Below are 20,948 nucleotides of genomic sequence, written 5' to 3'. Positions count from 1 at the left end.
GCGGAAGGGGTGGTTCGGTGGCGACGACGACAGCGGCACAGAGGAGGGCCCAGGCGAAGGTGGAATATGATGCTTTCCTGGCGCAATGTCCTAGTCGCGCGTTACTCGACCGAATCGCGGACAAGTGGGTCACGTTGGTGCTGGCCGCGCTACGCAGCGACGGCTCGCCTCAGTTCGGCGCCGACTGCGCCGGTCAACCCCGACCGATGCGGTACTCGGAGCTGTCGCGTCTGCTGGCCGGGGTCAGCCAGAAGATGCTCACTCAGACGCTGCGCTCCCTGGAACGCGACGGTCTGATCACCCGTACCGTGGAGCCGACCGTGCCGGTCACGGTCACCTACGAGCTGACCGACCTCGGCCACTCTCTGCATCAGATGATGCGCGGCTTGAAAACCTGGGCCGAAACGCACATGGACGACGTGCTCGCCAACCGCGCCGCGTACGACAACCACGTCGCGTGAGCCCGGCAGGCACGACGTCACCCCAACCTGGCTGCCTCCAACGAACGCACTGACATCGGCCTAGATCCGGACGTCGACGATTCCGGTCAATGTGACATCAGCCCACTCGCCCTACCCGGGGCTCCGTCTGACGGCTACGTTGGAGCCTTGAGGTATACACCGGGCGACCCATCACGTAGGTCGCGGCGATGTTCCGGTCGTCGCCAGTTATCTCCAGGCCGAACAACATCGACTCGGTGGTCCAGTCGCCGGCACTCCGCAGATACTCCATTCGGGTGCGCTGAATGTCCTGGGCCAGATAGTCGATCACGACGAAGTCCGCTTCGTTACCGATGTCGAAGCTGCCGATGGTCCCCGCCAGGTGTAGGTACCGTGCTGCCCCGAGAGTGCACCTGTACAACATTTCAAAGGCATTTACAGGGAACCCTTGCAGTTGCTGTGTCTTGTACATCTCGTCGAGCGTCCGCAGGAGGGAGAAAGATGTTCCTCCGCCGACGTCCGTCCCTACCGATGTTTGCACGCCCCACCGGTTCGCGCGCTGCAGGTCGTACAGGCCGCTACCCAGGAACAGGTTCGAGGTCGGACAGTGCGCGATCGTCGAACGGGCGGCGCTGACGCGAGCCAACTCCGAGTCGGACAGGTATACGCCGTGCGCGAACACCGATCGGTCGGTTACCAGGCCGGCTGCCTCGTACACGGCGAGGTAGTCCGGGAACTCCGGGAAGAGCTCGCGGACCAGGGCCACCTCGGCCCAATGCCACGTAGGCTAGGTTGATCTTGGGTGTGGCCTGCGGTTTTGTGTGGACTCGCGGGTGGTGCGGCGTGGCGGGGTGGCCGTGGTTCGGCGGGCTGTTTTGATCTCGGGTCATGTCGGTGGATGTGGTGGATCGTCCGGCGGTGCGGTCGGATCAGGTCACGCTCGGGGTGTTGATCTCGCAGGTGTCGCGGGAGGAGGTCGACGCGGCGGTTGAGGTGTGCGGGGTGCGGGAGAAGCGGTCGGACGGGAAACTGCCGGCGCATGTGACCGCGTATCTGACGTTGGGGCTGGCGTTGTTCCCCGACGATGACTACACCGAGGTCGCGAGCAGGGTCACCGGGTCGTTGGACCGGTTCGGGTGCTGGAGTGCGGGGTGGAGCGTGCCGACGTCCAGCGCCATCACTCAGGCGCGGAAACGGTTGGGTCGCCAGGTGTTCGCCGAGGTGTTCGAGCGCACGTGCGGGCCGGTCGCGGGTGAGGCGGGCCCGCACGTGCAGGTGGCCGCGCTGGGCACCGCGCGGGGGTCTTTCCTGCGCCGGTGGCGGCTGCTGGCGATCGACGGGTTCGAGGTCGACCTGCCCGACAGCGACGAGAACGCGGCCGAGTTGGGGTACGCCGGGTCGGGGGAAAACCGTTCGGCGTTCCCGAAGGCCCGGGTAGTGGCCCTCGCAGAGTGCGGCACCCACGCCTTCGTCGCCGCCGAGATCGGCGGCTACGCCGTGGGAGAGAAGACCCTCGCGCAGCGCCTGTACCCGCGGCTGCGGTCCGACGAACTGCTCACCGCTGACCGGGGGTTCTACTCCTGGCAGGCGTGGGATGCCGCCCAGGCCACCGGCGCGGCGTTGCTGTGGCGGACCCCGAACCAGCTCGACCTGCCCGTGGTCAAGGTCCTGTCCGACGGCACCTATCTCACCGTCCTGATCAAGCCGACTGTCCATGGCGGTCGACGGGAACGGCTCCTCGCAGCCGCCCGCGGCGAGGCTGATCTGACCGACATCAACACTGTTCCCGACGCGTTCGACGACCAGGGCCTGCCGGTCGTCCACCTCGCCAGAGTGGTCGAGTACGACGTACCCGACCGCGTCGGTAACGGCACCGGCGAACTGATCGCCCTGATCACCACAATCATCGACCCCGCCGACGCCCGCGCCGACGAACTGGCCGCCGCGTACCACGAACGCTGGGAGGAAGAAACCGCCAACGACCAGCTCAAAACCCACCTCCGTGGTCCCGGACGGGTGCTGCGGTCCCGCCTGCCGGACCTGGCCCATCAGGAGATCTGGGCCTACCTGATCGTCCACCACGCGATCAGCGCACTGACCGCGAAAGCGTCCGCCGCCGCTGACCTCGATCCAGATCGGATCTCCTTCACCAAGGCCCTGCGCCTGATCCGCCGCACCGCCACCGGGACGGCGGACATTCCCCCCTCAGGACTGGACTGACCGACTACCGACCCACCTTGCCCAGATCGCCGCTCTCCTGATCCCCACCCGACGCGAACGCACCTGCCCCCGCGCCGTCAAACGCGCCCGCCACAACAGCTACCGCGTCAAGAAACGCGACGAGCCAGCCAGCATCCGCCACCAGGGCTCAGCCACCGTCCACATCTACCGACTTCAACCCCACGCAGCATGATCAAACTAGGCTACGTGGCATTGCACCTCGGCCCTCGTCTCCGACAGATGGGTGTGGACGTACGTGCTCGGGTACTCGGCGTGCAGTCTGCCGGCCAGGCGGAGTTCCTCGAAGGTGCTGGTGATGGCGAAGCGTGGGGTGATGGCGTAGAGGTTGCGACCCCTGCCGTGCCATCGCCTGATCAGTTCCCGGCTGTCGGCGTAGGCCGATTCCGGCGTGTCCAGCAGCTGCGGCGGGGCGTTGCGGTCCATCCATGTCTTGCCCGTGATGATGCGCATGTTGTAAGCGGACGCTGCCTCGAAAAGTGCGCTGGCCGAGACCGGGTAGGTGGCCGCGAAGGTGACGGAGGTGGTGGTGAGGTGGTGGTGCCGCTCTGGAACAGATACCGCAGAAAGATGTCGGCCACTGCTCTGGCGGCCTGCGGGGAGGAGAACTGCTCTTCGACCGGGAAGGCGAATTCGGTCAACCACTCGAGCAGGTTTCGGCCGTATGACGCGATGATCTGGGTCTGCACATAGTGCACATGAGAATCGATGAATCCTGGCGTGATCAGCATGCCGCGGTAGTCCCGGCAGGGTGTCTCCGGGTAGCGAGGCGCCACCTCCTGATAGTTGCCGACGTCGATTATGTGCCCGTCGGCCGAGACGACCAGGACCCCGTCACGGTATTGGCGCAGCCACCGCTGTTGGTCGACGCCGGTGTCGGTGGCTGCCAGCGGTGGCGTGTCGACAAAGTACAGAATCCAGCCGCGATACATCCGGGGTCCACGGGGCTTGGCGCCGTTGGGAGCCGAGTGGCGATCGTCGGGGTCCGAGTCGGCGTGGGCGGTTGATGCGGTCGTGAGCAGTCCGCCCCCGATTCCCGCGGCCATGAGTTGGGTGAGATTCCGCCGCGTCAAGCGCATCACATTTTCCCTTAGCCTCAAAGGTCCGATTCCAGCTCACCTTATGGGTGGCGCTTCGGGGAGGATCTGCCATCGGGGCCGTTTCACCCCAACGTGCCGCACGCGTCGGCCGCCGGCACTCCGGTCGCTGCCGTGACTGGCACTGCCCGGAGCGACACGAGCTCGGCCGCCGGGCCGGTCGTCGAGCGTGTCGTCGCCGCCGCCGGCGCAGTGCAGGCTCTGCCGGCTCTCGGTCACAGTCATACCCGCCGTGCACAATGTGGGCATGACCGAGTCTGCGATGCACCGGCACCATGCCATCGACTACATCGAGTTCACCGTCACCGACCTAACGGAGGCGAAACGGTTCTACGGCGAGGCCTTCGGCTGGCAGTTCAACGACTACGGACCGCAGTACGCCGGCATCCGAAGCCCGCAGGGCGGGTCGGCGCCCGAGGTGGGTGGCCTTCGGCTGGACACGCAGGTGCGTCCGGGTGGCCCGCTGGTCGTGCTCTTCTCGACCGATCTGGAGCGGTCGGTCCAGGCCGTGACCGAGGCCGGCGGTACCGTGACCGACGGTCCGTACGACTTCCCGGGCGGGCGTCGGTTCCACTTCACCGACCCGAGCGGCAACGAGCTGAGCGTCTGGGCCGAGGCATAGCGACAAGCATGTCCTAGCTACTTCGACCCGAGGACTAGGGCCGCCACGGCATTCACCCCGAGCGGACCCCACCTGGTCGATCGGCGGTGACGGTGGCCCTCGTGCCGCGAGTTGGACCCGCAGCTCGTGTTCGACAACTACTCGCTGGCGGGTAGTCCCTGTGCGGAACCGACAGTAGAGTCCCGGCAGGCGATGGCTGGCCCCGGTGGCCGGCCGTCCGTCACGGTCTCAGGATTGGAGGCAGGGGCGTGCCGGTTATCGATGCCTGGATGCAGCACCCGACGTTGCGGCACTCGAACCACGAGATGTTCGACTCGCTTCGGCGGTGGACTGGGCGGCGGGAACTGTTCGAGGAGTCCCTGCCGGTGGAGATGACGGTCGCGGCGCTGAAGGCCGCCGACGTTGAAATCGGCCTGTCGGCGGCCTGGTACGGGCCGCAGGGGGCGCTGATCAGCAACGACGAGGTGGCCGGCTTCGTCGCGCAGTCTGATGGCCTGCTGCGGGGCGTTGCGGGTGCCGACTTGGCCCACCCCGTGCGGGCGGTACGGGAACTGCGGCGTGCGGTTGAAGAACTGGGCTTCGTAGCGCTGCGGATTGTGCCGTGGCTGTGGGGGCTGCCGCCGACCGATCGGTTGTACTACCCGCTGTATGCGGCCTGCGTGGAACTGGGCGTCCCCTTCTGCACGCAGGTGGGGCACACCGGCCCGCTCGGGCCGTCGGAAACCGGGCGGCCCATACCGTACATCGACCAGGTGGCGCTCGACTTTCCGGAGTTGACCATCGTCTGCGGTCACATCGGCTACCCGTGGACGACCGAGATGATCGCCGTCGCTGACAAGCACGCCAATGTTTACATCGACACCAGTGCCTATACCGCCCGTCGGTACCCCACGGACCTCGTGGAGTACCTACGCGGTCGGGGACGCCGTAGGGTCATGTTTGGCACCAACTATCCCATGATCCTGCCTTCTCAGGCGCTGGAACACCTGGAGCAACTGGGGCTCGACGAAGAGACCCACGAGCTGTTCCTGGCGGGCAACGCCCGCCGCGTCTTTGCCCTGTAGGAAGCCGCGACACACGGATCAACACCGCCGCCGACAGGCGTCGCCGCCCGCAGGTCGGCATTCCGGATCGCGGTCCGTCCCGTACCTGCGACGTACTGGGTGCGGGCCAGTCTCTCGGCTGCGGTGTCGAGGTCACGCGGCGCCCCTATTGCGAGTCCGTCCCGGTGTACACGTACTGTCTCGGAGCCGGTCGGCGGTGCGGGCGGCGACAGCCATGATCGTCAGGGCCGGGTTCGCGCTGCCCTGCGTCGGCAACACGCTGCCGTCGGTGATGTAGAGATTGGGTACGGCGAAGGTGCGACAGTCCGCGTCGACCACGCCGTGCCGTTCGTCGGCGGCCATCCGGGCACCACCGACCAGGTGGGCGTACCGTTTGATCGTGATCACTTCGTTGGCGCCCGCGGCGTGCAGGATGTCTTCCATGGCCGTCTGGGCGGCGCGCGTCAGCCGCTTGTCGTTGTCGCCCTGGCTGTAGCTGAACCGGGCGACTGGCAGGCCGTGGCGGTCCTTCTCGTCGGCCAGGGTGACCCGGTTGTCGGCCCGGGGTAGGAACTCGCACAGCGCGCCGAGGCAAGCCCAGTGCACGTAGTCGCTCATGTATTCGCGCAGCTTGTCGCCCCAGTGCCCTTGGGCGGTGACGTGCTCGGCCCACGTGATCGGCAAAGGTGAGACGGTCTGGATCGAAAACCCTCTCTTGTACGGCTTGCTTGGGTCGGTCTCGTAGAACTGCTCGGAGCTGACCTCGGGCGGCGGCGACTTGTACATCCGGATCTCGTTGTCGAACCGGCCTGCGGTCTGCGGCGCACCCTGCACCATCAGATACCGGCCAACCTGGTCGAAGTCGTTGCACAGGCCGTCCGGGAAGCGCGTCGAGGCGGAGTTGAGCAGCAGCCGCGGCGTCTCGATCGAATACCCCGCGACGGCCACCATGCGGGCCCGCTGGAACCGGCCGATCCCGTCCCGTACGTAATGCACCCCGGTCGCCCGACCGGTCCGCGCATCCACCTCGATCCGGGTGACCATCGAATCCGGTCGGACCTCGGCGCCGTGGGCGAGCGCGTCCGGGATATGGGTGATCAGCGGCGACGCCTTCGCGTTCACCTTGCAGCCCTGCAGGCAGAAACCGCGGTAGATGCAGTGCGGCCGGTTCCCGAAACGCCCGTTGACGATCGCCACCGGCCCGACCTTCGCGGTGATCCCCGCCTTACGAGCGCCGCGCAGGAAGATCTCGCCGTTGCCGCTGACCGGGTGCGGCCGGTGCGCATAGGTGTGCGGATCACCCCACGGCCAGGCTTCCCCGGCGACCGGCAGCTCTTCCTCGATCGCCGCGTAGTAGCCCTTCAGGTCGTGGTAGGAGAGCGGCCAGTCGATGCCCACGCCGTCCCGGGTGTACGTCTCGAAATCGCTCGGGTGGAAGCGGGGCGTGTAGCCGGCGTAGTGCACCATCGACCCGCCGACACCCCGGCCGGAGTTGTTGGAGCCCAGCGGCACCGGGTCGGCGCCGTCGATCACCCGCGGATCCGTCCAGTACAGCCGGTGCGAACCCGCCTCGTCACTGACCCAGTCGCGATCCGGGTCCCAGAACGGGCCGGCGTCCAGCGCCACCACCCGCCAGCCGGCCCGGGCCAGCCGCTGGGTCAGCACCGACCCGCCGGCCCCGCAGCCGACGACCACCAGGTCCACCTCGTCGGTGTCGTCGAACCGGCGCATGTCGCGGCGCAGCCTGTGGTTGGTCCGGGTGCCGTCGTTCGGGATCAGCCAGGCCGACTCGTTACGCTCGCGGACAGCGCTCATCGCGGCTCCTCGTCCGGCCGGGTGTCGACCACCTCGAACGGCTCCCGACGATCCACTCCGGTGTTCTTGTAACCCCGCGGATAGGCCGGCCCCGGAAAACCCATCTCCGACCATGCGTCCGGATGGGCGTAGAAGGCGGTGCAGGCGTACCGCGTCCACAGGCTCCACACCCGGGCTGCCGGCAGGCCGTGCCAATCGGCGTCGCCGGCATCCTGAACGGCCTGGATCAACGCGTTCTGTTCCTTCTCCCCGGCGGACGCGAACCCGTCCTCCCGCAGGGCGGCCAACGTGTCGCGCCATGCCTGACCGTCCTCGGGCATGTCGGCGTAGCGCCAACCGTCGGTCTGCGACTCGGCCAGTCGCGCGTCGATCATCGCAGCGACCGGGATCCGGCCGTTGCCGCCCTGACCGAGCAGCCGGTCGCACAGCACAGTCGCGATCGCCTGTTCGTCGGGGTTGAAGAACCGGAAGTCCCGCAGGTTGCTGATCCGCTCCAGCACCACCCCGGTCGTCACCGGATCCCAATGCCGCTGCTGAGACAGCGCGTCGAAACCAGGAAACCGCACGTTCTCAGCGTTCACGTCGCAGCACCGCCGCCAACATGCCCATCCCGCCGACCATCGTCACCAGCAACGGCGCCAACAGAGGTGGCCCCATCTCCATGTTGTAGCGCGCGTTGCGCCAGCCGCCCGGCTTCTGCGCGATCCCGCGGGCGTGCAGGTACGTGCCCTGCAAGCCGTTCGCCACGATGGCCGCGGAAGCGATTGGCAGTGCCGTTTTGGCCATCCGCCGGCTGAAGAACCCCGCGACCCCCGCCGCCGCTCCAACCGGACCGAGCGCAACCGGCGCCCACATCATTTTGTTGCCGAAACTCGCCGAGTCGTGCTCGAAGTAGATTTCCGCCGCCGTCACCAACGCTCCGGCCGCGGTCAGCGCGGACAGACTGCGCTCGAACCGCCCTGTCCGCACGTCCCCGACCACGCGATCGATATCCCACCGCGCCGCCGACGACGACCTCCGCCGGATCTGCATTGTGCCCCCCATACGGTACGCAACGGCCGTGATCGAGCCGGGAGGTGGTTGCCCCGCATCGTGGTCTCCAAACCGCGCCGACACAGGTCCAGCCGACTCGCAGCCGATGACCGGCATTCCTCGGTCGACGCGCCGTCAGTGTGCCCGGCCCTGTCTGTCGTGGCGGGCTCCGACGACGTCGACGATGGCGGTAAGCAGCGCGGCGGCGATGATGCCGATCTGGAGTACGAGCGCGTATTGGAGAGCGGTCGACCAGCGCCCGTCACGTGCCTCGAGTGCCGCGAACAGGGCGGCGGTGACCATCGCCAGCCCGATCGCGGAGCCGGTGCGCCGCGCGGTCTCGTACATGCCGGCGGCGCTGCCGGCGTCAGGCTCGGGCACCTGCGCAAGGGTGAGGGTGTTGTTCGATGTGAGCACCAGCCCGCTCCCGATCCCGGCGAGCAGCAACGGAAACGCGTTCACGAGCGAGAACGTGTTCGCCTGCAGGTCGCTGAGCAGGGCCAGAACGGTCAGGCTCGCCATCACGGTGACCAGTCCGGCGGCGATCAGCGGACGGCCGAGTCGGTTGACCTGTCGTCCGCCGAGCAGAGCACCCAGCGTGGAGCCCACCGCGAACGGCGCGACCGCGAGGCCCGCGTGGAGCGGACTGCGGTGCAGACCGTTCTGCAGGTGAAGGCTTACCAACAGCGGAAGAGGGGTGAAACCGGCATAGTAGAAGAACCCCATAACCATCCCAAGACGGTACGAGCGACCCTGAAGTAGCCGAAAGTCGAAGATCGGTGGGTAACGCGGCGCGCGGGAGGTTTCCCAGTACCGGAAGGCGATGAGGATGCCGACTCCCACCGGTACCAACAGCCAGGGCAACTGCCCTCGCCATTCCTCCCGCTGGAGCGCGGGCAGCATCAGGAACGTGACTCCGGCGCCCAGCAGCAGTGTGCCGACCAGGTCGTGCCGCTGTCGGTCCGTATGGCCGCGCACCGGCTTGGTCGGCGCGAGTCGCCAGGTCAACACCGTTACGGCGATCCCGATCGGGACGTTGACGAGGAAGACCAACCGCCAGCCGTGAGCGGCACCGCCCGCGGCGACGAGCAGCCCGCCGATCACCGGCCCGACCGTGGTGGCCACGCTGGCCGTGGCGCCCAGGACTCCGAACGGGCGACCGCGCTGTCGGACGGGGAACAGTTCCTCGATCAACCCGGGTATCTGGGGACTGAGAATGCCGGCCCCGGCGCCCTGCGCCAACCGGGCGGCGACCAGCCAGACGCCGGACTGGGCCAGTCCGGCCATCGCGCTGGACGCGGTGAACACGGCGAGGCCGAACAGCAGTGCGAAGCGTCGTCCCCTGGCGTCACCGAGCCGGCCCGCGGGGACCAGAGCCAGCGCGAACGTCAACGCGTACCCGGAGACGACCCACTGGAGGGCGCTGTGGCCGGTGGCCAGTGCGCGTTCGATCGACGGTAGCGTCACATTGACGACGCTCAGGTCGAACAGGCCCATGAACGAGGTGGCCAGTCCGACGCTGAAGATCCGCCAACGGCGAGCGTCCTCTGCCCCGACGTGCCCTGCCGGCTGTGGTTGCGGCTGTGCGGTCGTCATGTCGCGCCACGGGTCAGCTCGGCACGCTGGACCGGGATCGGCTCACCGCGCCCAGCCCCCGGGTCCGGGCCCGGGCCCGGGTGGGGCCGACAGGGTACGCGAAGACGACATCGACGGTGGGCGTACCCGTCCAGCGTCGACTCGATCGCGCGGAAGAAGTCATCGAGCCCTTCCGGATGGGTCTCGGTCACCAAGCGGGCCGCCCGCGACAGATGGCCAGGAGCAGGGCCGCGACAGTGAGTGGGATCAAGTGGAATCAACGGGGGGTGGCTCGGAAGGCGCCTTCGCAGATCACCGTGACCGGAGTCCTCCGCCGCCATGAGTATCACCCACACCGCCACCCTGCCGTACGTGATGAGGGCGTGTTGCATCTGTCGATCCTCCGGCATCCCGAGCGCCTCCAGCGCGCGCCACCAGCAGAAGCGGCGGTCGCCGAGCTGCTGCCAGCATCAGCGGCCCGCCGCGAAAATGAGCGGGGCACGAACACAACGGGCTGGCTACCGCCCGCGGGCGCTTTCGGGCGTCACGTCCGGTTGAGGAAACTTTCGACGTTGAACGATACTGTGCCCGGAACGATGTCGTGCCAGGTCCGTGTGAACTGGGTAGGAGACCGTGCTTTCGGTTGCGACTAGCGCAGCACGCCGAAGTGCCGCAAGGTGCGGGACAAGCCCTCCTGCACCGAAGTGGTGTGCCAGCCCAGTCGACTGCGGGCCCGGGAGGAGTCCGGTAGCGAGTGAGAGCGTAGAAAGTACAGCTCGCCCGCGGCGAGCAGGGGCGGCCGGCGGATCACGCGGGCGACGACCTCACCGGCGGCCGCCAGGGTTGCCGCGACGGTCGTTGGCATGGTGCGGGGGACCTTGGACGTCGGCACCAACGTGTGGACCAGTTCAGCGATGGCGGTCATGGTCAGGTAGCAGTCCGAGAGAATCCACCGGGAGCCGATCGGCGCCTCGGCCGCGAGGAGGTGCCCCTGTGAGACGTCTTCCGTGAATACGACGGGCATGCCGCCCGGGGGCAGCACGGGAATCTGGTTACGGGCCAGCCTGAGCAGCACCAGGTTCATCGCGGTCGCGGTTGCCGGACCCGGCCCGTAGACCGCAGACGGATGGACGATCCGTGCCGGCAAGCCCCGCTCGACAGCCTTGGCTACGAGAAGGTCGGCCTTCTGCTTGGAACGCTCGTACGCTGAGCCGAGCGGACGCTCTTCGAGCGTTCGGGACTCGTCGAACGGCACGCCCGGGACCCGATCGAAGACGTCGATGGTGCTGGTGTAGACGAACGTGGCCACACCCTCCGTGAGAGCTGCCTCCACCAGGTGCCGAGTGCCGTTGACGTTGACCTGCTCGAAGATGTCGGGATCGGCCAACCACTGCTCGGGCAAACCGGCAGTGTGAAAGACGGTGTCACATCCCTTGACCGCGGACCGCACCGACGCCAGGTCGATGACATCCCCGCGGACCGCTTCCACGCCCTGAGGTAGGGCTGCCGCTGCCCGCTCCGGCGAACGAAGCAGCGCCCGCACCCGCACGCCCCGGTCAGCAAGGTCCCGAACCAGAAGGCTACCCACGGTGCCAGTGGCTCCCGTGACAAGTGCATGCTCCATGTTGCCCCTCTGCTCCACCGAATGCCGCCCGAGCGCAGCACATCTGCCCGTGCGCAGCACATCTGGAGCCGCGTGCCATCCAAGCCAACTACATCAAGATATTACTCGTCTTGCGCCCGCGGCCGAGTCGGGAGGATTTCCGCCCGGTCAGGAACCGGTCGACCGCCGCGAACTGCCCGGTCAGGGTCCAAGACCGCCGGCACCGCCCGCCACCCGCTGGCTCGCGAGCACGCGCTGCGGACACTGGTCGCCTACCAACGCGCGATCGTGACCCCCACCGCCGTGTTCGCCGCAGCCGAGGACTGGGGCGCCAGCAACGGCATCTCCACCGCGCTGGCCGAGCGGTCGGAGCGCCGACCATGAGCATCACCTGTACCGCCGCCTCGCCCGTACGTGACCGGACCGTGTTCTACCTGTCGAAGTTGCTGCCCGCCGGACGGACGTAACCCATCAGCCGTCACCTCGACTCGGTTCCGAGCCTTCGGTGTCGGAGGCGGCGGGGTTACCCGACCCGTGCTCCCTCCGCCAAACCATCGGCAATAGGACGACGAACGTGCTGGTCATCGGCACCGGCCATAAATGGCCGGTTCGCGAAGAGCCACAGCGCCGCTCCTTTCACGACAATCGCCGCATGACTGGGCCATTCGCCCCCGGCTTCCAGCCGGAGGCTCGGTGGTGAGGCCGGGGCCGCGATTCACGTCCGACGGTGTGGGAGCTCTCTGATGACTGTTCAGCGTTTGTTCCGCGGCCGGTTCGTTGTGGTTCCGATTCTGGTGCTGTCGCTGGCCATAACCGGGTTGACCGCGCCCGAGGCGCTCCACACTCCGGTGTCGGGCGGCCCGGACGCGGGTTCGGCGGTCACCGGGCCGGAGACGCCGGAGGGCACGTCGTTCAACCCGAACCAGATCAAGGACATCAAGGCGGCCGATCCCGGCGCCGGGGTGAACCTGATCGAGGCCCCGACAGCGAACATGACGGGCGACGCGCGGCTGGCGTATCCGCTCGAGGTGCCCAAGGGGCGTGGGGGCCTGCAACCCGAGCTGCTGATCGCCTACAACTCGGCGGGTGGCAACGGCTGGACGGGAGTCGGCTGGGATTTGAGCACACCGTCGATCACGGTGGACACGCGGTGGGGTGTGCCCCGTTACGACGGCGCTGAGGAGACCGAGTCGTACGTGCTGAACGGGGAGCAGCTCACCCCGGTGGCGCACCGCGGCAAGCTCCAGGCGCGGACCTCGGAGAAGGTGTTCCACTCTCGCGTCGAGGGCCGGTTCGACCGGATCGTCCGGCACGGGGACAAGCCGTCGAACTACTGGTGGGAGGTCACCGACAAACAGGGCACCCGAACCGTCTACGGTGGGGCGGAGAACGCCACGCTCGCCGACGCGTCCGGCAACATCGCGGTGTGGGCGGCGCGCGAGGTGCGTGACGCGCACGACAACCTGCTGCGCTATCACCACGTCCGGGTCGACGACGGCGGCGTCGCGAACGCCACCGTCCCGGGCCGTGCGCTGTACCCGCGGCGGATCACCTACACCGGGCACGGCGGCACCGAGGGCCGCTACTCGGTCACCTTCGTCCGGGACCGCGACCGGGGCGAGCCGCGGCGCGGCGACGTCCAGATCGACGCGCGGTACGGGTTCAAGAGGGTCACCGCGGACCTGCTGCGGCGGGTCGAGGTCAAGCTTGACGACGAGTTGATCCGCGCCTACGAACTCAACTATCGGACCGGTGCGTTCGCGAAGACGCTGCTGCAGTCGGTGTCGCAGTTTGGTGAGGACAACCGGCTCTTCAACACCCACCGGTTCGACTACTTCGACGACGTGCGGGACCAGTCGGGCGCCTATACGGCGTTCGCCGCCGCCGAGGGCTGGACGGTCCCCGACGACAACCTCGGGGTCAACATCCGAGCGGGCGAGGCGAGCGCGTTGTCGTCGAACACGACGGTCGGCGCGGGCGGGCACCTCTACGTCGGCTACAACCCGGCCGCGCCGGTCAAGTCCGGGTCGGTCGGGGTGAAGGTCGGCGTGAACGCTGGGATGTCCGACGGTCTGCTGGCTCTGCAGGACGTCAACGGCGACAACCTGCCGGACAAGGTGTTCCGGAAGAACGGCGCGGTGTTCTACCGGCCGAACCTGTCCGGACCCGGCGGGCAGCCGAAGTTCGGGGACACGCCGGTCAAGCTCACCGGGCTGCCCGGCATCTCCCGGGAGACCACCCTGTCGGGCACCGCCGGCGTCGAGGCGTACCTCGGCGTCAACGGCCAGCTCGACTACGTGTCGACCACGACGACGTCCGACCGCTACTTCACCGACGTCAACGCCGACGGCATCGCCGATCTGGTCAACAACGGCGGGGTGCTCTACGGACGCCTGGACGCCGATGGCAACCCGACCTACAGCACCGACAGCGCCACCACCGCGGCCCCGGTGGGGTCGGGGGCCGCGACGGGCACGATCGTCGGCGACCAGACCGCGGCCTTCGAACGCGCGGTGGACAACTCACCTCTGATGGACAGCGTGCGCCGCTGGGTGGCGCCCTACGACGGCGTTGTCCAGATTGAGGGCGGGGTACGGCTGGTCGAGGACTCCAGCCCGCAGCGCGCGGAGTACGAGAAAGCCGACGGCGTCCGGGTTACCGTCCAGCACAACGACACCGAGCTGTGGGCGCAGCGGATCGGGCCGGAGGACTACTTCGAGTTCGTCCCGACCGGGGTGAACTCGGTGCCGGTACGCAGGGGCGACGCGGTGTACTTCCGCGTGCAATCCATCTTGGACGGCCAGTACGACACCGTGGCGTGGGACCCGAAGATCAGCTACGTCGGGCTGCCCGCGGGTACCGACGTCAACGGGCTGAGCACCACGGTCTTCCAGGCGCAGAACGACTTCACCCTGGCCGGGCGACAGTCACTGGTCACCGCGCCGCTGACCGGCACGTTGAAGATCACCGGGGACCTGGTGAAGACCGCGGCGACCTCGGACAGCGTGACCGTGCTGATCACGCACGAGACGACGGGACAGGCGGGCAAACCGGTCACCAACGAGCTGATCCGCGAGGTCCTGCCTGCGGCGTCCGCCGGCACGACACCAATCAACCTCAGCGTCCAGGTGGCCGCGCGCGACCGGCTGTCGTGGAAGCTGCTGGTGGACTCCCAGATCGACGCGAACGCCCTGCGCTGGACGCCGAAGGCGCACTACACCCAGGCCTCCGGCATCGAGTCCGTCGTCGATTCCGCAGGCAACCCGACGGTGGTGGTCAACCCGCCGTACGAGCTGAGCCTGTACCCGGTGAACTCTCTGACCGGGCCGCAGGGTTCCTACACCGCCACGCGCACCGGCACGCTCATCGTCGAGGCGGACATCAAGTTGAATCGGAACGCGGAGAGCGCGCGGATCTTCCTCACGGCCAAGAAGCGCAACGCGCTGGTCGGCAAGCGGGCGATCGACATCTGGTTGGGCATGGGCCTACCCGCGTCCATGACCCGCCTGAAGGTGCCGGTCACCCAGGGCGACGAGTTGTTCTTCGACCTGACCACGACCAACACCAAGCTCGTCGGTCTGCTCAAGACCCAGAAGGTCAAGGTCAGCTACGACGGCTGGAACTTCCAGCAGGTGCCGAGCGCGATGCACTCGCCCGCCGACCAGGGCGCGTTCGCCCAGCCGTACCGTGGCTGGGGCGTGATCGGCTACCAGGGTAACCGCGACCGGGCCACCCGTCCCATCGCGCAGGCCGAGTTGGTGCTCGACGAGAGCTACAAGAACGCGCTGCCGAAGGAACCGGTCAAGGCCGACCTGGCCACGTTCACCGCGAACCCGGCGGTGCCCACCCCGCGGATCATCGTGTTCGCCCCGCAGCCCGCCACGGGCCGGTGGGTCGCCTCCGACGAGAGCACGTGGGTCGGCGCATCCGCCGCAGCCAGTTCCCGGCTCGGCCTGGACACCATCGACATCGTCACCGACGCCGATATCGCCGGGTCGACCGGCTCGATCCGGCGCGGCCGCACCCAGCAGATCTCCACCACACTGACGCTCGGCCCGTTCGGCGGCAGCGGCGCCATCGGCACCACCGCGGGTGAGGTCGACTTCCTCGACCTCAACGGCGACCGCTTCCCGGACGTCGTCGGGGCCAAGGGAATCCAGTACTCCGACATGGATGGCGGCCTCGGCGCCACCCGTGGCACACTCGGCGGCAACGTGCGCGAGTCGGACTCGAGTGCCGGCGGCGTGTCGTTCAGCGCGGGAAGCCCGGTCCGCACCGTGGCTACCGCAGGCGGCATCGACGCGCCCACCGGCTACGCCTCGGCCAACACCGCGCGCACCGGCGTCGAGATGCCCGCGCTGGGCATCGGCGGCAACCTCGGCGGCGGAGAGTCCGACGCCAGGTTCGACCTGACCGACATCAACGGCGACGGCCTGCCGGACAAGGTGTACGCCGGCGGCGAGGCCCAGCTGAACCTCGGCTACAGCTTCGCCGCGCGCGAGCCGTGGGGCGGCGGCCCGGTCAACGACGCCTCCATCCGCAACGCGGGCGTCAACCTGGGCTTCAACCTCGACAACTACGGCTTCGCGGGCGGCGTGTCCGCGACGGTGGGCACCTCGCGGACCAACGCCACACTGGCCGACGTCAACGGCGACGGACTGACCGACCGCGTGTTCACCGACGGCGCCAACCCTGTGAAGGTCGCGATCAACACCGGTGCGGGCTTCACCGCGGCGACACCGTTCCGCGGCACCTTCAGCGACATCGCGGTGGACAAGAACGCCACCCTCGGCGGAGGCACGTACTTCACCTTCGGGTTCTGCTTCGGCTTCGGCTGCATCGTGTTCAACCCCGGCGCGGACGCCTACACCAGCATCGGCCGGGCCGAGGTGGCGCTGCGAGACGTCAACGGCGACGGACTGGCCGACCACGTCAAGTCCACCCGGGACAACGAGTTGCTGGTGGCGGTCAACAAGACCGGCCGCACCAACCTGCTGCGCTCGGTCACCCGCCCGATGGGTGCCCGCATCGACCTCGACTACACGCGCACTGGCAACACCGCCGCCATGCCGGAGAGCCGCTGGGTGCTGTCCCGCACCGCGGTGTTCGACGGGCTCCCGGGCGACGGTGTCGACACCCGCCTGAGTACGTTCCGCTACGAGCAGGGCCGCTACGACCGGCTGGAGCGCGAGTTCCTCGGCTTCGGTCGCGTCGTGACCGAGGACCGCGACGCCGACGCGGGCGACGCCGTGCACCGCGCGGTGACGAACGAGTACCGCAACGACGGGTACTACAGCCGCGGCCTGCTCACCCGCACGCTGACCGCCGACGGTGCCGGCCGCCCGTACCGCGAGACAGTCAACACCTACCGGCTGCACGACACCGCCTCCGGCGCGGAGGCGGACCCGAAAAGCCGGACGGCCACCGTGTTCCCGCAGCTCACCCGAGTCGAGGACACGTTCTACGAAGGCGCGACCACCGCAGCCAAGTCCACGTTCACCGAGCTCTCCTACGACGCGTACGGCAACGTCGTCCGCACGTTCGACGCGGCCGACGAAGGCGCCGCGGACGACCTGGAGACCACCTACGGGTACAGCGGTTCCGACGCGGCGTGCCGCGACCGCGGCATCGTCGGGATCGCAAACGTGCTGCGGCAGAAGGCCGCCGCTACCGGGGCGGTGCTGCGGCACCGCGAGGCTGACATCGACTGCGAGACCAGCGCGGTGCGCCAGGTCCGCGAGTACCTCGATGACAACACGTCGGCGGTCTCGGACCTGGAGTACCACCCGAACGGGAACCTGAAGTCGGTGACTGGCCCCGCGAACACGACCGGGCAGCGGTACAAGCTCGAGTACGGCTACGACACGGTCGTCGGCGTGCACGTCGAGTCGATCGTGGACAGCTTCGGGTACCGGTCGTCCTCGACGCACAACCTGAAGTACGGCCTGCCCGACCGCAACACCGACCAGAACGACCAGTCGGTCCTGATGTCCTACGACAGCGTAGGCCGCCTCGACACGTTGACCGGACCGTACGAGATCGGGTCCGGCAAGGTCACCATCGACTTCGAATACCACCCCGAGGCGGCCGTCCCGTACGCCACGACCAAGCACCTGGACCGCACCGCGGCGGGCGTGCGCGCGGACACCATCGACACGATCACTTTCAGCGATGGCTTCAAGCGGGTGCTGCAGACGAAGAAGGACGCCTCGGTGGCCGCGTCGCCGGGGGCGGCACCCGCACAGGTGATGACGGTGTCCGGCCGGCTGACGTTCGACGTCCTCGGCCGCGCGGTGGAGAGGTACTACCCGGTGACGGAGGCCAAGGGGCCCGCGAACACCGCGTTCAGCGCCGCCTTCGACGCCGTGGCGCCCACGAAGGAAACCTTCGACGTGCTCGACCGGTCGGTGAAGACGGTGCAGCCGGACGGGGTCACCACGATCAGCGGTTACGCGTTCGGCGCGGACCGGGCCGGGACGACCCGATTCGAGAAGACGGTGACGGACGGCAACGGCAAGCAGCGCCGCACCTACACCGACGTCCGCGGTGCGACGACGGCGGTGAAGGAGTTCAACGGTTCGGCGGTGATCTGGACCAGCTATGAGCACGACCCGATCATGCAGGTCACGGCGATCAGCGACGACCAGAACAACGTCACCCGCGCCGAGTACGACGGCTTGGGGCGCCGCACCGTGTTCGACAGCCCGGACGCCGGGCGCACCCAGACGCGCTACGACCTGGCCGGGAACATCACGGCGAAAATCACCGCGCACCTGGGGGCGGCAGGCAAGAGGATCGAGTACGACTACGACTACTCGCGGCTGAAGGCGATCCGCTACCCGACGTTTCCGGGCAACAACGTCACGTACGCCTACGGCGCGCCGGGCGCACTGGACAACGCGGCGTCGCGCGTCACCGAGGTCCGCGACGCAGCGGGAACTGTGACCCGCGCCTACGGGGCGTTGGGCGAGGTGACCAGGGAAACCCGCACGATCACCGCGGTCAGCGACGCTCCGCGCACCTACACCACCGCGTGGCGCTACGACGCGTTCAACCGCGTGCTGCAGCTGACCTACCCCGACGGCGAGGTCCTGACCTACGACTACGATTCCGGCGGCCAGGTCACCCGGGCGACCGGGGTCAAGAACGGGACCAGCTACACCTATCTGGACCGGCTCGACTACGACAAGTTCGGGCAGAAGGTCCTGCAACAGGCCGGCAACGGGGTGCGCACGACCTACACCTACGACGCCGAGGACCGCAGGCTCGCGGCGCTGAAGTCGGTGGCGCCGAACGGGGCCGCGTTCCAGAACCTGGGCTACAGTTACGACAACATCGGCAACATCACCGCGTTGGCGAACAACGCACCGCAGGGCGGGGAGATCGGCGGGCCGAGCACCCAGACCTACGGGTACGACGACCAGTACCGGCTGACGTCGGCGTCCGGCCACTACACTGACAAGAACAACCGAGTCAACACGTACACGCTGACCCTGGGCTACGACTCGATCCACAACACCACGAGCAAAGTCCAGCGCCACGAGGTCGCCGGCGGCACCCCGGCCTTCCCGGTCGACGGCGGGCCGGCTGGTCCGATCGAACCGGTCGACGACCCGTCGAACCCGGTCGACGTCCAGGACCGGACCAGCTATGACTACGCGTACGTGTACGACGGGACCAAGGCACACGCGCCCAGCAGGGTCGGGCCGATTTCCCACGCCTACGACGCCAACGGCAACCTGACCGACACGGTCAACACCGCCGTCAGCGGCAAGCGGCGGCAGTTCGTGTGGGACGAGGAGAATCGCCTCGCCTGCAGCCAGGACACCGCGACGGCCACTGTCACGCAGAACCCGGGCGGCTGCACGGACGCCACCGTCACCTACACCTACGACGACAAGGGCGACCGCGTCGTCAAGGACGGCGACGGGCTCTCGCTGTATCCGAACTCCAACTACAGCGAACGCGATGCGACCGGTTACAAACACATCTTCGTCGGCGACAGCAGGTTGACGACCAAGACCGTGGCGGTCACCGGGACCGAGGACGACCAGTCGTTCTTCCACGCCGACCACATCGGCTCGTCCGGGTACGTGACCGACCAGCAGGGCGCCGTCACCGAGCACCTGGAGTACTTCCCGTTCGGGGAGACGTGGGTCGAGGAGAGAACCGGGCAGGCGGACACGCCGTACCAGTTCACCGGCAAGGAACTCGACGCCGAAACCGGCCTCTACTACTACGGAGCCCGCTACTACAACCCGAGGACCCAACTGTGGGCCAGCGCCGACCCGGCGCTGCCCGACTACCTCGACAAGGACATCGCGGGCGGCATCACCGAAACACGGAACCTCGCCGTCTACACCTACACCTACAACAACCCGATCCTGCTGATCGACCCGAGCGGCAAGTGGCCGAAGATGCCGTCGTGGAGGACGATCGGCCATACCACCCTCGACGTCGTCGGCATGGTCCCGATCGTCGGCGAGCCCGCGGACCTGGCCAACGCGGGCTGGTACGCGCTGGAGGGCGATTACGTCAACGCCAGCCTCTCCGCTGCCGCGGCCATCCCGGCCGCGGGCTACGCGGCGAACGCGGTCAAGTACGGCAACAGGGCGCTCGACGCAGCGCAGTCTGCCAAGAACGCCAACAACGCCGTCGACGCCGCGAAGGTCGCCGACAACGCGCCTGCCCCGAGGGCGGCCGACAACGCGCCTGCCCCGAGGGCGGCGGACAGCCCGGGCGGGTGCCCCAACAGCTTCACCGGTGGCACGCCGGTCCTGATGGCCGACGGCACTCACAAGGCCATCGAGCAGGTCCGCGTCGGCGACGAGGTCGCCGCCACCGACCCGGTGACCGGCGAGAGCGGTCCGCGCGCCGTCAGCGCGCTCATCACCGGTGAGGGCGAGAAGAACCTGGTCGAGATCACCGTCGACGATCCCGACGGGCAGCCCGGCATGGTCATCGCAACGGACAACCACCCGTTCTGGGCGCCCGAGCTTGGCAAGTGGGTGTATGCCAAGGAGATCGTCCCCGGGACGCTGTTGCAGACCGGCAGCGGCTCCTACATCCAAGTGGGCGCTGTGCGGGCATGGACACAACACCAACGGGTCCACAACCTCACCGTCGCCGACATCCACACGTACTATGTGCTCGCCGGCAACACGCCGGTATTGGTCCACAACTGCGATCTTGACCAAGGTGTCTATGTTTTTGCTGACAAGAAGTCAGGGTTGCCGTATGTCGGACAGACCAACAACTTTGACCGCCGACTTCAAGAGCACGTAACGAAGAGCGGTCGGAGAGATCCGGATGACCACGTCATTTGCATTCACGTTTGTGGGAACAAAGAGGCTCTTGAAGCAGCAGAGAACGAGTTGATCGAAGAGCTGGGTGGGATCGAAAATCTGGGAAACGACATCAATTCGCCGGGGCGGGGACGTCGTTAGCATGTACAGCTTTCACGCGCCTGGAAGTCTGGCCGGA

General features: G+C 67.9%; 12 protein-coding genes and 1 pseudogene. 5 read left to right on the top strand and 8 right to left on the bottom strand.

Translation table 11 applies throughout. From position 1 onward, the window contains the following. Positions 1 to 17 precede the first annotated feature (17 nt). A complete protein-coding gene (locus tag QTQ03_RS08260) occupies positions 18 to 461 on the top strand; it encodes a winged helix-turn-helix transcriptional regulator (RefSeq protein WP_289277472.1) in 444 nt (147 codons plus the stop codon). A 97-nt stretch (positions 462 to 558) separates the two neighbouring features. Here the strand turns inward: QTQ03_RS08260 and QTQ03_RS08255 are convergent, their stop codons facing one another. Further along, positions 559 to 1,206, bottom strand: a complete 648-nt coding sequence (locus QTQ03_RS08255) for an amidohydrolase family protein (protein WP_289277471.1) — start codon at positions 1,204 to 1,206, stop codon at positions 559 to 561. Between the two features lie 122 nt (positions 1,207 to 1,328). On the opposite strand from QTQ03_RS08255, the gene QTQ03_RS08250 reads away from it, so the two are divergent. Next, complete coding sequence (locus QTQ03_RS08250; protein ID WP_289277303.1) at positions 1,329 to 2,660, top strand: IS4 family transposase; 1,332 nt, start codon at positions 1,329 to 1,331, stop codon at positions 2,658 to 2,660. Between the two features lie 198 nt (positions 2,661 to 2,858). Here the strand turns inward: QTQ03_RS08250 and QTQ03_RS08245 are convergent, their stop codons facing one another. Together QTQ03_RS08245 and QTQ03_RS08240 are read right to left on the bottom strand one after the other, a co-directional pair. Continuing rightward, complete coding sequence (locus QTQ03_RS08245; RefSeq protein ID WP_289277470.1) at positions 2,859 to 3,323, bottom strand: amidohydrolase family protein; 465 nt, start codon at positions 3,321 to 3,323, stop codon at positions 2,859 to 2,861. After that, a pseudogene (locus tag QTQ03_RS08240) lies at positions 3,278 to 3,409 on the bottom strand (hypothetical protein); the annotation flags it as partial. The gene QTQ03_RS08245 and the pseudogene QTQ03_RS08240, both read right to left, overlap by 46 nt. 613 nt (positions 3,410 to 4,022) lie before the next feature. On the opposite strand from QTQ03_RS08240, the gene QTQ03_RS08235 reads away from it, so the two are divergent. Together QTQ03_RS08235 and QTQ03_RS08230 are read left to right on the top strand one after the other, a co-directional pair. Then, positions 4,023 to 4,397: a VOC family protein gene (locus QTQ03_RS08235; protein WP_289277469.1), complete on the top strand. Its 375-nt coding sequence runs from the start codon at positions 4,023 to 4,025 to the stop codon at positions 4,395 to 4,397. A 248-nt stretch (positions 4,398 to 4,645) separates the two neighbouring features. Beyond that, on the top strand, positions 4,646 to 5,461 hold the full coding sequence (locus QTQ03_RS08230; RefSeq protein ID WP_289277468.1) for an amidohydrolase family protein: 816 nt from the start codon (positions 4,646 to 4,648) through the stop codon (positions 5,459 to 5,461). A 132-nt stretch (positions 5,462 to 5,593) separates the two neighbouring features. Here QTQ03_RS08230 and QTQ03_RS08225 read toward each other — a convergent pair whose 3' ends face one another. The 5 genes from QTQ03_RS08225 to QTQ03_RS08205 all read right to left on the bottom strand — a co-directional run bounded on the left by QTQ03_RS08225 (position 5,594) and on the right by QTQ03_RS08205 (position 11,486). Beyond that, the gene (locus QTQ03_RS08225; protein WP_289277467.1) at positions 5,594 to 7,255 is read right to left on the bottom strand and encodes a GMC family oxidoreductase; all 1,662 of its coding nucleotides are present in this window, start codon (positions 7,253 to 7,255) and stop codon (positions 5,594 to 5,596) included. Continuing rightward, on the bottom strand, positions 7,252 to 7,836 hold the full coding sequence (locus QTQ03_RS08220) for a gluconate 2-dehydrogenase subunit 3 family protein (protein WP_289277466.1): 585 nt from the start codon (positions 7,834 to 7,836) through the stop codon (positions 7,252 to 7,254). Before QTQ03_RS08220 ends, QTQ03_RS08225 begins: the two co-directional genes overlap by 4 nt. After that, a complete protein-coding gene (locus tag QTQ03_RS08215) occupies positions 7,826 to 8,287 on the bottom strand; it encodes a hypothetical protein (protein WP_289277465.1) in 462 nt (153 codons plus the stop codon). Before QTQ03_RS08215 ends, QTQ03_RS08220 begins: the two co-directional genes overlap by 11 nt. A 135-nt stretch (positions 8,288 to 8,422) precedes the next feature. Beyond that, positions 8,423 to 9,883, bottom strand: coding sequence for an MFS transporter (locus tag QTQ03_RS08210; protein ID WP_289277464.1), 1,461 nt, complete (start codon positions 9,881 to 9,883; stop codon positions 8,423 to 8,425). 628 nt (positions 9,884 to 10,511) lie between these two features. Next, positions 10,512 to 11,486 (bottom strand): NAD-dependent epimerase/dehydratase family protein, encoded by a 975-nt coding sequence (locus QTQ03_RS08205; protein WP_289277463.1) that lies wholly within the window; start codon positions 11,484 to 11,486, stop codon positions 10,512 to 10,514. 722 nt (positions 11,487 to 12,208) lie between these two features. Between QTQ03_RS08205 and QTQ03_RS08200 the strand changes: the two genes are divergently transcribed. After that, positions 12,209 to 20,911 carry a SpvB/TcaC N-terminal domain-containing protein gene (locus QTQ03_RS08200; protein WP_289277462.1) on the top strand — a complete coding sequence of 2,901 codons (8,703 nt, stop codon included), beginning with the start codon at positions 12,209 to 12,211 and terminating at the stop codon, positions 20,909 to 20,911. Positions 20,912 to 20,948: the final 37 nt, after the last annotated feature.

This window comes from Micromonospora sp. WMMA1363, assembly GCF_030345795.1.
GTDB lineage: Bacteria > Actinomycetota > Actinomycetes > Mycobacteriales > Micromonosporaceae > Micromonospora.
Note: the sequence above shows the minus strand (reverse complement) of the source record. Positions and strands in the feature narration are given on the sequence as shown.